Annotated in this window: 11 protein-coding genes; 9 read left to right on the top strand and 2 right to left on the bottom strand. The window is 39.0% G+C overall.

Annotated elements, in window-relative coordinates; all coding sequences use genetic code 11:
• Positions 1–208: 208 nt before the first annotated feature.
• From EU510_RS15605 to EU510_RS15580, 6 genes are all read left to right on the top strand, one after another.
• The gene (locus EU510_RS15605) at positions 209–1,702 is read left to right on the top strand and encodes a peptide MFS transporter (protein ID WP_149594253.1); all 1,494 of its coding nucleotides are present in this window, start codon (positions 209–211) and stop codon (positions 1,700–1,702) included.
• A 146-nt stretch (positions 1,703–1,848) separates the two neighbouring features.
• The gene (locus EU510_RS15600) at positions 1,849–4,581 is read left to right on the top strand and encodes a metallophosphoesterase (RefSeq protein ID WP_149594252.1); all 2,733 of its coding nucleotides are present in this window, start codon (positions 1,849–1,851) and stop codon (positions 4,579–4,581) included.
• 318 nt (positions 4,582–4,899) lie between these two features.
• Positions 4,900–5,946, top strand: a complete 1,047-nt coding sequence (hppD, locus tag EU510_RS15595; protein ID WP_149594251.1) for a 4-hydroxyphenylpyruvate dioxygenase — start codon at positions 4,900–4,902, stop codon at positions 5,944–5,946.
• 135 nt (positions 5,947–6,081) lie between these two features.
• Entirely contained in the window at positions 6,082–7,395 is a 1,314-nt protein-coding gene (gene fahA / locus EU510_RS15590) for a fumarylacetoacetase (protein ID WP_149594250.1), read from the top strand.
• A gap of 143 nt (positions 7,396–7,538) precedes the next feature.
• The gene (locus EU510_RS15585; RefSeq protein WP_149594249.1) at positions 7,539–8,702 is read left to right on the top strand and encodes a M23 family metallopeptidase; all 1,164 of its coding nucleotides are present in this window, start codon (positions 7,539–7,541) and stop codon (positions 8,700–8,702) included.
• Positions 8,692–9,174, top strand: coding sequence for a polymer-forming cytoskeletal protein (locus tag EU510_RS15580; RefSeq protein ID WP_149594248.1), 483 nt, complete (start codon positions 8,692–8,694; stop codon positions 9,172–9,174). The genes EU510_RS15585 and EU510_RS15580 overlap by 11 nt, the downstream gene beginning before the upstream one ends.
• A gap of 21 nt (positions 9,175–9,195) precedes the next feature.
• On the opposite strand, the gene EU510_RS15575 is transcribed toward EU510_RS15580, so the two are convergent.
• Complete coding sequence (locus tag EU510_RS15575; RefSeq protein WP_002958195.1) at positions 9,196–9,669, bottom strand: hotdog fold domain-containing protein; 474 nt, start codon at positions 9,667–9,669, stop codon at positions 9,196–9,198.
• A 183-nt stretch (positions 9,670–9,852) separates the two neighbouring features.
• On the opposite strand from EU510_RS15575, the gene EU510_RS15570 reads away from it, so the two are divergent.
• The 3 genes from EU510_RS15570 (at position 9,853) to EU510_RS15560 (ending at position 12,224) form a co-directional block, all read left to right on the top strand.
• Positions 9,853–11,052 carry a multidrug effflux MFS transporter gene (locus EU510_RS15570; protein WP_149594247.1) on the top strand — a complete coding sequence of 400 codons (1,200 nt, stop codon included), beginning with the start codon at positions 9,853–9,855 and terminating at the stop codon, positions 11,050–11,052.
• Positions 11,049–11,693, top strand: coding sequence for a LysE family translocator (locus EU510_RS15565; RefSeq protein WP_149594246.1), 645 nt, complete (start codon positions 11,049–11,051; stop codon positions 11,691–11,693). Before EU510_RS15570 ends, EU510_RS15565 begins: the two co-directional genes overlap by 4 nt.
• Positions 11,694–11,759: 66 nt before the next feature.
• On the top strand, positions 11,760–12,224 hold the full coding sequence (locus EU510_RS15560) for a methylglyoxal synthase (RefSeq protein ID WP_149594245.1): 465 nt from the start codon (positions 11,760–11,762) through the stop codon (positions 12,222–12,224).
• Between the two features lie 19 nt (positions 12,225–12,243).
• Here EU510_RS15560 and yegD read toward each other — a convergent pair whose 3' ends face one another.
• Positions 12,244–13,608, bottom strand: coding sequence for a molecular chaperone (yegD, locus tag EU510_RS15555; RefSeq protein ID WP_149594244.1), 1,365 nt, complete (start codon positions 13,606–13,608; stop codon positions 12,244–12,246).
• Positions 13,609–13,647: the final 39 nt, after the last annotated feature.

Here is a 13,647-nt window from a genome sequence, read left to right as displayed (position 1 = left end):
CACTAAGGTATATGTATACTTGAGCGCAATTGTAACTAGGATAAGGGTGTGTCTCTTACCTTGTGGTGTTACTGCCATATAGCAAATCATTATCTTAGCTACAAATACTATACTGATGGTCGAGCATTTTAGTGGTTACAAATTCTAAAATAGCTAAAGCAAAAAATTATAAGGCCATCATAACAATACTTAAAGTTAGGAAGTAAATATGAGTTCAGCTCCAGATAGTGGCTGGTTTGGCCACCCTAAAGGACTTTCAACATTGTTCTTCACTGAAATGTGGGAACGAATGAGTTATTACGGTATGCGAGCTATGCTCGTATTATTCATGACAGCAAGCTTACAAGAAGAAGGCCTTGCCTTTACTGTTGCCTCAGCTGCTGCAATATATGGTTTATACACTGGTGCGGTATACTTTTTAGGTTTACCAGGTGGCTGGCTAGCAGATAGATTGTTTGGCGGTCAAAAAGCAGTGTGGTATGGCGGCATAATTATTATGATTGGCCATATTATTTTGGCTATTCCACATGATTATTCTTTTTTCATTGGCTTAATATTTGTAGCAACAGGTACTGGTTTACTAAAACCAAATATCAGCGCAATGGTTGGCCAATTATACAGTGATGCTGATGAGCGTCGTGATGGCGGTTACGCTATTTACTACATGGGTATTAACATGGGTTCTTTAATAGGTTACTACGTTTGTGGTTACTTTATGGAGAACGTAGGCTGGCACTGGGCATTTGGTGCAGCAGCTGTAGGTATGGCTATTGGTTTAGTGCAGTACAAACTCACACTTAATAACTTACCAGAGCACGGCGCACTACCTGCTAATCCATTAGGCCCTAAAGGCACTTCACGCGCTTGGGGTGGTATTGCTGTATTTATAATTGCAGCTGCTGCAGTTACTACGGCAGCAATGACCGGCGCAATTGTAATCAATCCAACAGTGGTTGCAGGGTACGTAGCTATTGTATTTACTATTATCTTTTTTGTTTATTTTGGTGTTATTTACTTTACAGGTAATTTAACCGATGCCGAAAAACAAAGAATGTGGGCACTATTTTTAGTCTGTATTGCATCAGCATGTTTTTGGTCTGGCTTTGAACAAGCTGGTTCATCATTAAACTTATTTGCTCGCGACTATACTGACCGTCTTATTGGCACTTTTGAAATCCCTACAACGTGGTTTCAATCATTAAACTCACTGTTTATTATTGCTTTATCGCCATTTTTTGCAGCGCTTTGGATTAACTTATCTAAAAGCTTAGTATCACCTAGCTATAGCGTTAAGTGTGCAATTGGTTTAATTATCATGGCATCAGGCTTTTTAGTTATGTTTATGGCGGCTCATTACGCAGCTGAAGGCTTAAAAGTAGCGCCTTACTGGCTTGTTACTACCTACTTTTTACATACTGTGGGTGAGCTTTGTTTAAGCCCTGTAGCATTAAGTGCGGTAAGTAAGTTATCGCCTAAACGTTATACAGGTCAAATGATGGGTGTGTTTGTATTAACATACTCAATCGGTAACATCATCGCAGGTTTACTTGCTGGTAATTTCGATCCGAATAATGTTGAAGAAATCCCTAACTTATACTTACAAATTGCATTATTTAGCATTGGTGTTGGTGTTGTTTTAGTACTAATGACCTTTAAAGCTAAAGTATGGGAAAAACAAGGGTTAGAAGAGAAAGCCTCTTAATTGTTGTTTATTTTAAATATAACAACATAACCGATACATTCCTCCATAGAGCCTATGGGGGAATTTTTTTATTCAACTTTGCCCCACTCTCGTTAACTGATATTATGTCCTGATTGATTATTGAATAGACTCAGGGACAGCAGTATATGCATGCATTGACGTTATCACGTACCACTCTAATAGCATTATTTCTCCTTATTTTTTTATCTGCTTGTGGTGGCGGTGATGAAGTAACAGTAAATCCAAATGATCCTGTAGAGCCTGAGCCTAGTGGTTTAATTATTACCAACGCTAATGGCTTACAAACCTCATTAGATGAAGGTAACTTTACTATCAATGCTCCTGGGCAAATAGTGGCTAGCGATACTGAAATAACCTACGAAAAATTAGTTCTTGATGAGAATAATCAAGCAAAAAATATCATTTCAGATATACATACGCTTACACCAGATACACTTCAACTTTCTAGCCCAATGACTGTCACTATAAAAATACCTGACGACTATGTATTAGGCGGCCAATTAACTATTGCTCGTTTTAGCGGAGACTCTTGGTCAAGCATTACTGATTCAACGGTATCGCAAGGCTTTGTTAGTGCACAAGTAAACCAACTAGGTAGCTATGCAATAGAAATGCAACGTACTGTCGCGTTTTCTGATGTTGGCCCTACATGTGATGCTAATGCAACAGAGCAATCTGTAAGGTTTGTTCATGTTGCCGACATGCATTCTCGCTTTGGATATCAAGAACAATATTTTAGTCGCATTAAAGCTTATTATAAAAAAGCGCTAAGCGAATCACCGCATACATTATTCACCGATGGTGGCGATGATTACGAAAAAGGCACTGTAGCAGAGCAAATATCGCAAGGGTTAGCCTCTGATGAAACCGTAAAACTAATGGCTTTTGATTTACGTGTTTTAGGGAACCATGACTATGCGTGGGGCCCTGAAAAACTACTTGAATTTTCACAAGACGATAATGCCATTGTACTTGCCAGTAATACCCGCTTTGAGGGAGAAAACAGTCAGAATTTTGGTGGTGTCGACTTTGCTAAGGTACAGGTTGGTTGCATAACATTAGGTGTGTTTGGGATGACGTCAGTACCATGGGATGAGCTTGACGAACCAATTGAAGATGACCCTATTCCTGACTTTATAAAACAATTTAAAATGAGTTGGAAATGGCAACAAATCGCGCAAAGTATTGTAAGCCAATACAGCGATGACGTTGATTACATGATCATGCTAAGCCACTTGGGCATAGGAACTGATGTTGAGATAGCAACCAATGTACCCGGTATAGATTTAGTACTTGGCGGGCATACTCATGGTGGTGAGAATTTTATAGAGCTTGAGAATAATGCTTTAGTTATTCAGCCCGACTTTTATGCACGCGGAGTCACCGACTTAAATTTAGTATTTGATACAGCTGATAAAACACTAAGTCGTTACGATTATCAACATGTAGATACACGAACATCTATAGAACCTGACGAAGAAACCAAATTGGCTATCGATGAAATAATGGGACGTTACGCACCCGATGCTGATACCGAAATTGCCATTTCAGAAAACTACCCAAGTGACTTTGAAGTTGCGGGTATTACTGCACTTGCAACTAAACATTCAAGCTCAATTAATGCAGCACTGCTCAATCCTGAGCTTGTACAAAAAAGGTGGACGCCAGGTACAGTTACACAAGAAGATTTTCACAAAGCATTTTATGTTGAAAGACAGCCGTCAAATACTCCAGGCTTTAACTCACTGTATCAAGTAACTGTTACTGGTACTGATTTAAATACAATGATTGCCAGTCAGCCCGATTGGTTTGTACTCAAACCGGAAGATATTCAAGTAACAACAAATTATAATGTCGCTTTATTTAAGGGCGCAGCACTTAATCCAGATTTATTCTTTAGTAGTGTTATTTTTAAAGATGTAAAACCAATTGCCGAAGCATGGTGGCTACTTGATCAATACGCACGCTTTAGAACAACGCAATGTCTTCACCTTGATACAGATACACAACTTAATGCTTGCAAAGATGTGGCTAATATAACAATTTGGAACTTTGACGATCCAACAAACCCACTGGCCCCAGACTTTGGTCCATCGGTTTTAAGCTACTTTGACCCAGAAAATGATGGTTGGGGCCCAGAAGACACCCGTTATGAGACAACCACAGATCTTAATATTGCGGATTTAACTGATGGTCCTTCTGGTGTAATGGCTTTTACTGATCACTCACCTACAGAGGGTTTTAAAATTGAATTAAACACACAAGCAAATGGTGACTTTGCAAGTGACGGTATGGTATCTGACTATACTCTAATAATGGATTTATATTGGCCATCAGAAGATAGTGATTCTTATCGTGCAATAATCCAAACTGAAACAGTAGATTATTTAGAAGATGATGCAGATATATTTATTGATCCCAGTGGCGGTTATGGTGAAGCAACGTTTAAAAGTGGATATTTTGGTGATACTAAACCAGAGGTATGGCATCGTGTAGCGTTTGTGTTTTACACGGCACCAAAAAATGGCGTGTTTGAAGTATATATTGATGGTGAGTTAGCGGGTGTAAAAGAGTTTGGAGAAATAGACCAACGTTGGGCTCTAAACAAAGCAGTGCTCTTATTTACTGATAATGGCTACGAAACAGTCCCTGGTTATTTAAATGCCTTACTCTATGCGGGCCGCGCTATGACCCGTGGCGAAATTAAAAGCATGGGCGCTGCGCAAAAAAAATTGACATTTGAACAACCGATGCGTGTGTTAAATCAAACGATTGAACGTCACTACAAAGCAGCTCCAGCAATAAAAACTAATTTATGGATAGAGCAGCGAAACAAGTTCTTCGGTAACGGCTCTTAAAGTGTAAATAATTACATACAAAAAGGCTTTTGCTTATTAATTCTAAAAGGAGGTTTAACGCAGGTTAAACCTCCTTTTTAGTATTTAAATACAACAACTTAAAAACAAGCACTCCCACTTGAATTTATACCATATAACTTCATTTCACTTAACTGTATTACAAACACGTAACTTTATAATAACCGTCCTATAAAATTTACACATGCACTACATACTAAATAGTGCCCCCCTCTTCCCCAAATTAAAAATCTGGTTGATTATCTAGTGCAATATGACAACAACACATAATCGCAGTGCTTAATTGCGGGAGTAATAATAATGAGTGAAGTAAATAACTATTTAGGTTTAGTCGGTATTGAATTTACTGAGTACGCAACACCTGATGCTGATTATATGGATAAAGTATTTACTGATTTTGGCTTCTCTAAGCTTAAAAAATTCAAAGGTAAAGACATTGTTTATTACAACCAAAACGATATTCACTTTTTACTGAATAACGAGCGTGAAGGTTTTTCTGCAGAATTTGCTAAAAGCCATGGTCCTGCTATTTGTTCAATGGGTTGGCGTGTTGAGAATGCGCAAAAAGCATTTGAAACAGCTGTAGAACGTGGTGCAAAACCAGCGACAGACTCAACGCATAAAAATATGCCTTACCCTGCAATCTATGGTATTGGCGACAGCCTAATTTACTTTATTGAGCAATTTGGCGACAAAGGCACTATTTACGAGAGTGATTTTGAAGACTTAGAAACGCAAAATGTTGTAGAAGATAAAGGCTTTATCCGAATCGATCATTTAACCAATAACGTTTATAAAGGCACCATGGAAAAATGGGCTAACTTTTATAAAGACGTATTTGGTTTTACTGAAGTACGCTACTTTGACATTAAAGGTCAAAAAACAGCGCTTATTTCGTATGCACTTAAATCACCTTGTGGCACCTTCTCTATTCCAATAAACGAAGGTAAAGGTAACGATAACAACCAAATTGACGAATACCTTGGTGAGTATAACGGCCCAGGCGTTCAACATTTAGCGTTTTTAACAGATGACTTAGTAAGCTCTCTTGATAAGCTGGATAAATCAACAATTGCCACTTTAGATATTATTCCAGAGTACTACGATACTATTTTTGACCGCGTACCTTGGGTTGCTGAAGATAAAGAAAAAATTCGCCAGCATCAAATACTCGTAGATAGCCAAAGTGAAAATTGTTATTTATTACAAATTTTCTCTAAAAACTTATTTGGTCCAATCTTTATAGAAATGATCCAACGCGTTGATGATGGTGGCTTTGGTGAAGGTAACTTCCAAGCACTATTTGAATCAATCGAACGTGACCAAGAGCGTCGCGGCGTTTTATAAGATATTTGAGTAAATTAAAAGCAGCGAACTTCGCTGCTTTTTGTCGTTTTAATATTTAAAAAGTATGGCGCCAAGTACAAGTATGATTAAATAAACTATACCTGTCGCCATACAGTAAAATCCAAAGGAAATGTAATGAGCCTAATTAACGAAACCCACGATATTAATTTAACCAGCTGGGTAGAATCAGCTAATGTTGATAATTGCGACTTCCCGATTCAAAACTTACCGTTTGCAGAATTTCGTCGTAAAGGATCTGATGAGGCCTTTCGTGGTGGTGTTGCAATTGGTGACCAAGTAATCGATTTAGCAAAACTAAGTAAATTAAACGTTTTAACAGGTGACGCTAAAACAGCCGCAGATGCAGCAAGTGAAGCAACCTTAAATACATTTATGGGTTTAGGGAAGCAGTATTGGTCAGCCCTTCGTTTAGCCCTTTCAAAAGCACTAAGAGCAGGCTCTGATCACCAACAAGCGCTTAGCGATACATTGGTTGCACAGTCTGATATAGAGTTTTCTTTGCCTTGTCGTATCGGTGATTACACCGACTTTTACACTTCTATTTATCATGCTACCGCCGTAGGCAGTTTATTTCGCCCTGATAACCCATTACTACCTAACTATAAATGGGTACCTATTGGTTATCATGGTCGCTCTTCATCTATTGACGTATCGGGTCAAACATTTCATCGCCCTAAAGGTCAAACTAAAGCGCCTAATGCAGAAGTACCGTCATTCGGCCCTTGTAAACGCCTTGATTACGAACTAGAGCTGGGTATTTACTTAGGTAAAGGCAATGCACTGGGCGATGCAATCGCTATCGAAAATGCTGAAAACCACGTATTTGGCTTTTGTGTATTTAACGATTGGTCAGCACGTGACTTGCAAGCGTGGGAATACCAACCGCTTGGTCCATTTTTAGCTAAAAACTTTGCCTCAACTGTATCGCCTTGGATTGTAACAACCGAAGCATTAGCGCCTTATAGAACAAGTTGGACACGTGATGAAAACGATCCACAGCCTATGGACTATTTAGAATCAAAAGCGAATCGCGACCAAGGTGCTTTTGATATTCAAATGGATGTTAAAATTCAAACGCAAAAAATGCGTAGCGAAGGCCATAACCCAACGCGCGTATCAACATCTAGCTTTAAGCACTCTTACTGGAGCGTGGCACAAATGGTTACTCACCACACAGTGAATGGCTGTAACTTTATGCCAGGTGACATGCTAGGTTCGGGCACTCAGTCTGGTCCAACGCACGAAGAAGCTGGTTCATTACTTGAGCTTTCTCGTGGCGGTAAAGAAAAAATTACGCTAAGCAACGGCGAACAACGCAGCTTTTTAGAAGATGGCGATAACGTTATTATGCGTGGCTGGTGTGAAAAAGAAGGCTATGCACGTATAGGTTTTGGCTCTGTAGAGAGCACTGTACTGCCGGCAAAATAATACGAATATTAAAAAATTTATTAAAAGGGCTGCTTACTAAAAGCAACCCTTTTTCATTAATTTTTGAACAGTTACAATTTTTTTCTAGCTTTTTTAACTCAAATTGCTATCTTAATTCGGTTAATAGCCAGTATTTATATGCCATGTCAGTATTTATAAAGTCTTTTTATCATAAATTTTTCCCTGCTCGTCAGCTACTTATTCGTCAAAATGGCGAAGTTAAGCATGTTGTTTTAGCCTCTTGGTTTCAACTTCTTGTAGCGTTGCTTATTTTAGTCACTTTTACTTGGCTGAGTATTTCGAGCTTTCGTGTTTATACACAAACAAATAAAATCTCTGACATAAAACAAAATCAAATAACCGAGCAAACGCTATGGCAACAAAAAGTCAGTGAGCAACAAGCCCTTCAAGCAACGCAGTTAGAGCAACTTGCAATACTTGAGCAAAAGCAGGCGCTACTGCAAAGCATGATAGAATCCCTTCCTGCTTCACTTAGCAAAGATGTCATTAAGCTTGATACTGAACTTGATGTACCTATTAATGAAAATGGCAATGAGTTTCATGAGCCATTAGTCGATGAAAATCAAAAAGGTAAACAAGCACAGTTAATCGCTCCAATTACATTCGCAACAAGAGTGGCCAACTTAAATAATCATTATGAGCAAAACTTTACCTATTTAGATAACCAAATTAGTGAACGCCACCAAGCTATTTTAGCTATGGTCAAAGGCGCAGGAATTGAGTCTGCGCTTGAACAACACCTAATATTAAGCGCCCAGACAACTGCACAAGGTGGGCCACTTGATACATTTAACGAAACAAAAATCCCGAGCCACTTTTTAGCCATCGTTGATAAGTTATTAATATTAAATAATTTAGAAAACTTTTTAACTGAGCTACCAAACACCCTGCCTTTAGCTAAAGCTAAATACTATATTTCGAGTAATTTTGGCCTTAGAAAAGATCCCATGAATAGTAATCATGCCTTTCATAAAGGAATTGATTTAGCCGGTTGGCATAAAACCGAAATATTTGCTCCAGCAGACGCTGTAGTACTTCGTGCTGGTCGTAATGGTGGTTATGGTAACTTTATTGAGCTTGAACATAAAAATGGCTTAGTGACTCGATTTGGACACTTAAATAAAATTAAAGTAAAGAAAGGTCAAGCAATCACTAAACATGATGTAATCGGTTTAATGGGCAGCACTGGGCGAAGCACAGGCACGCATTTACACTACGAAGTATTACTTAATGGTAAACAAGTCAATCCTCTAAAAATAACAAAGGCGCTTTCTCGTGTTTGGTAGAAAAAAACAAAAAACAGTTAGCTCTAATTTAAAAAGAGTGAATCATACACCGTCTATTATTGCTGAAGACGTACGCCTTACAGGCACTTTAGTTAGCCAAGGTGAAGTACAGCTTGATGGACGTATTGATGGTGACATAAAAGTGGAGCATTTAGTTATTGGCTCAACGGGAGTTGTTGAAGGAATTGTTGAAGCTAAAAGCGTTATTGTTAAAGGTAAAGTTATTGGGTCAATTAATGCCAGTGAAGTAAAAGTACAAAGTGGTGCTCATGTTCATGGCGATGTATTTCACGATACATTGAGTATTGATGCAGGCGCAGTCATTGAAGGCAGTTTAAAGCAACGCTTTGAAAAAGAAGAGCCGGAACTAATTTCGAAAGAACTAAAACCCGCAAAAGAAGTTAAAGCATTATTGAAAGAAGATGGCAGCGACTTATCATTTGTAAATAAACAAGCCGCTGATAAAAGCTAAGTCAAATCAGCTTTACGTAAGTTACCTTTTCTCAGTAATGTACATAGTAATATCTGCAGTGAAAACAAGTTCATTGCGGGTATTATAAAGTTTCACCGGTACTACTAAGTCTTCTTTATCAATCCACTTATGTGGTAAATCAATTTCAGCGACTGCTCGTACATCTGTATCTACTTTAGCCAAATACCTAACTGTCATACCTTTTGGGATCCAACGATGCGTTTTAACTGGCACTGTTGCATCAACCATTACACCTGCACACAATTCAGCTAAGTTACACTGTGCAATAGCATGAATAGTTCCAATATGATTATGAACGCTGCGACGATTTTTAACCACTGCACTACAATGGCCCTCTCTCAAATCAAGTACGTAAGGTTTCATCGAACCAAAATATGGCGCTTTAAAGCAAACAGCCTTAGTAAAAAGCCAATTCCCAAAAGGTAGGCGCTTAAATTTATGCCATGTTTGTACAAGTGCAGATTTATTACTCATTATTATTTTCCATCAACAGTTACTCTTGCAAAACTAACACATCAGACCAGTTTTAAAAAGTGCATTTATGCTGGCTTTTTAACTTAATCCAATCAAAAAGTAAGAAAGACAACCTATGCAGGGGTCATAAGCCCTTTCTTTTTTATGAGTGCCCACCTAAAATACTCGACAAAAGGAGACTCAATGCAAACACAGCCCGCTAAACCTAATATGACTTTGTTACTTATCTTAGCGTTACTCGTTATATTTTGCCCTATGGCAATCGATATTTACCTACCTGCTTTCCCTACTATTGCAGAACAATTTGCAGTTACTGAACAACAAGTACAGCAAACCGTTGCTATTTTTATGCTAACAGTAGGTCTAGGCCAATTGATTGCGGGCCCTTTGGCCGATAAATTTGGTCGAAAACCAGTGGCAGTAGTGGGCATTAGTTTGTATGCAAGCTCTGCATTACTCGCATACTACTCGCCTTCTTTTGAGATATTACTAATAGCACGTGCTTTTCAGGGATTTGGAGCGTGTGCCACATTTGTTGTCGCATTTGCGATAGTACGTGATAAATATGGTAGTGAACGAAGCGGACAAATGATTACCTACCTTAACGGGATTGTGTGTTTCATTCCGGCAATGGCGCCTATTTTAGGGGCTTGGCTTACCGTACAGTTTGGCTGGCGTATGAACTTTATGTTTTTAACCGCGTTTGCCATTTTGGGCCTTATTGTTACCCTATTCTTTTTTAGGGAAACTCGCCCTGCTGATAGTCATTATCAGGGGCATATTTTAGATTTACGTCGCTTTACACCGATTATTAAAACACCGGTATTTTTATTTAATAGCCTAATTTGTATGGTCTCAATGTCGGCCATATTAGTGTATGTAACGCTCGCACCGGGCTGGCTTATTACACATTTAGGCGGCACAGTAGCCGACTTTACTTTTTGGTTTACGCTAAATGCCGTAATAAGTATTGTCGCAAGTTTTATTTTACCAACCTACATTAAACGAAATAGCCAACGTGCTTTGCGTGTCGGTGTGAGTGTACTGGTTTTCTCAGGCATTTTAATGCTAGCGCTGAGCGGTATAGAAACGGCATTTGCGCTTATGTTACCTATCTTAATTGCAGCATTAGGGTTTGCTTTGAGTTTAGGCTCTGCTGCAGGAATGTCTCTGTCTAGCTTTCCTAAACAAGCAGGCACAGCCTCTGCATTACTCGGTGCTATGCAAATGAGTGGCGCAAGTATACTTGTCGTTTTAACCCAGTATCTAGGGCTAAGCACACCCTGGTTGATTGCTTTTCACTTATTATTGCTAGTTCCGCTTTGGCTTATTTTAATGAGCAAAAAAGCACATACTTTACACCCAGCTAAAAGTACTCAATGATCAATCCTGACTTTCTAGTCTCATTTTTATTAGCCAGCTTTTTAATGGCAGTAGCGCCTGGGCCATCAAATGCATTTTTGATGGCGCAAACATTTGCAAATGGTCGAAGCGCTGGTATGCAAAGTGCTTTTGGTTTTGCATTAGGTGGGGTTGTTCATACGCTATTTGCTGTTGTAGGCCTAAGCGCAGTCCTAAAAGCTTCCCCTAGTGCCTATGCCGCAGTGCAATATGCAGGCGCAGCATACTTATGCTATTTAGGGTTTGTGATGATTAAAGGCACGCTAAAGCAGCCAGAGCCGACACCTGGTGACAAGCAAATCGATAAACCACATATAAGTACCAGTAAAAAAAGTAATGTCATGTTTCAGGCAATGATGACTGAAGTACTAAACCCTAAAGTAGCATTATTCTTTATTGCATTTATTCCGCAATTTGTAGATCCAACGCTTTCATCGGCTACTTTTCAGCTCGCTTTTTTTGGCTTACTTTACCCTCTTTTTGCTTTTCCGATTGACTGCACGTATATTTATTTTGGCGACAAAATTGCACAGTTTTTTAGACGTAACCCAAATAGCCAACTTTGGATTGATAGGATCACTGGCATTGTATTTATTGCCCTTGCTATCAATCTATTATTTTAACTAACCTGCACTTTGGTTAAGAGATTTATTCTTCCGAGTTTAGGTTCACCAATAAAAAGAATTAGCATGGAACAAAAAACACAATCTCTTCCCGCACAAAAAAATATTGCTTTAGTGGCACACGATGGTAAAAAAGCAGCATTAAAATTATGGTGTGAAAAACACAAAAAAATACTAAGTCAGCACACTTTATATGGCACAGGTACTACGGGGCATTTAATTCAAAAAACCACGGGGCTTGATGTAGTTCAGCTTTTAAGTGGACCTATGGGCGGCGATCAACAACTTGGCGCTAAAATAGCAGAACATGAGATACATGTTTTAATATTTTTTTGGGACCCATTAGCATCACAGCCTCATGACCCTGATGTTAAAGCACTGCTGCGTTTAGCCGCTGTTTGGAATATTCCGGTGGCGTGTAATGAAGTGAGTGCAGATATGTTATTAAGCTCACCGCTTATGGACGTAGAGCTTGAACGTACATTGCCAGATTACGAAAAATACCTCGCAACCCGACAAATAGATCTTTAAACCTCAATTGTAATCTAGGTTACTTATAAAGCATGCTGGCCCATTTAGTCAGGCCAGCGGTTACACTACCAAAGTGATCCCCGTTAACCATTTTTATATCGCCTAAGTGCTCACTTAAAGCCGCTTTAATCAATGGTGATTGTGCACTACCACCTGTTAAGTAAATAATGTCTGGCGTGGTCGCAGCGTCGCTGATTGCTTGTTTTGCTAAAGTAACTATTTGGCTAATACTACTCTCAACGGCAACAGCTAAATCGCTTACCGATACATTTTTATTCAGTCCACTATCTAAAAAGCTTAAATCGCAATCAAACGCACTAGCTGATGAAAGTGCTATTTTAGCCGCTTCACCTTGTTGCACTAATTGATGGCCTTGCTTGTTTTGCTGTAAATGTATTAAACGCTTATAAAGCTCAGGCGCACTTACATCACGTAATTGTGTATTTAGCTCTCGGGTATGACTTTCACTATAAAATTGGCTTTGTAAGTTTACATCGTTAATTTTACACGCTTGCCAAAACGCTTGATTAGGCAAAGGCAAACCCGATTTAAACGTACTACCTAAACCCAATAACGGCATTAAACCATGAAAGCTCAAAGCAATATCTAAATCATTTCCGCCAACACGTTTACCACTGTGAGATAAAAAATCGCTATCGCGCTGGCTATTTCCTCTAAAGCTTGGGCCCATTTGTACAAATGAGCAGTCACTTGTACCACCACCAATATCAATAACGAGTACTTTTTGATCTTGAGTTAAATCACTCTCATAATCGATACCCGCAGCAAGTGGCTCATATAAAAACTCTACGTCTTTAAAACCAGCACGTTTAGCAGCACGCTCTAAAATACCGACTGCTTGTTGATTTGATTGCTCGCCACCCACAGCTTGAAAGTTTACTGGGCGGCCAATCACTGTTTGTGTGAGGGTTTTACCTAAAGAGAGCTCAGCACGTTGCTTTATTTTTAGAATCATCGCTGTTGCGATATCTTCAAAAAAGTTGATTTGACCTTGTTTAAGGCCCGTTGCGCCAAAAAATGATTTAGGGGACTTAACAAAATAGCCTTCTTCAGGAAACTGTACATACTCGCTAATCGCTTCACGACCAATAAATAGAGTTTCATCTGAAGGTTGTAAATCAAGGTCAGATTTAATTCGAGGCAAGGTATTTAATAATGCTTGGCGCTGGGTTAAAAAGTCATGCTCATGAGCTGTGCCATGTAAATTCTTAGCAACAAAGTCAACAACCAAGGCGCTGTGATGAGTATAAAGTGTAGATGGTAAGTAATGTTTTCCTTGCTCTAGCGGTACTAATTGAACCTGCCCTTCGTCCATAACACCCATAGCACAATTAGAACTACCGTAATCAAAACCTACAAACATACTTCACCACACATTACCAAAAAGGCCGCGCAATTTAGC

This window comes from Pseudoalteromonas sp. FUC4 (assembly GCF_008370255.1).
Taxonomy (GTDB): Bacteria; Pseudomonadota; Gammaproteobacteria; order Enterobacterales; family Alteromonadaceae; genus Pseudoalteromonas.
Note: the sequence above shows the minus strand (reverse complement) of the source record. Positions and strands in the feature narration are given on the sequence as shown.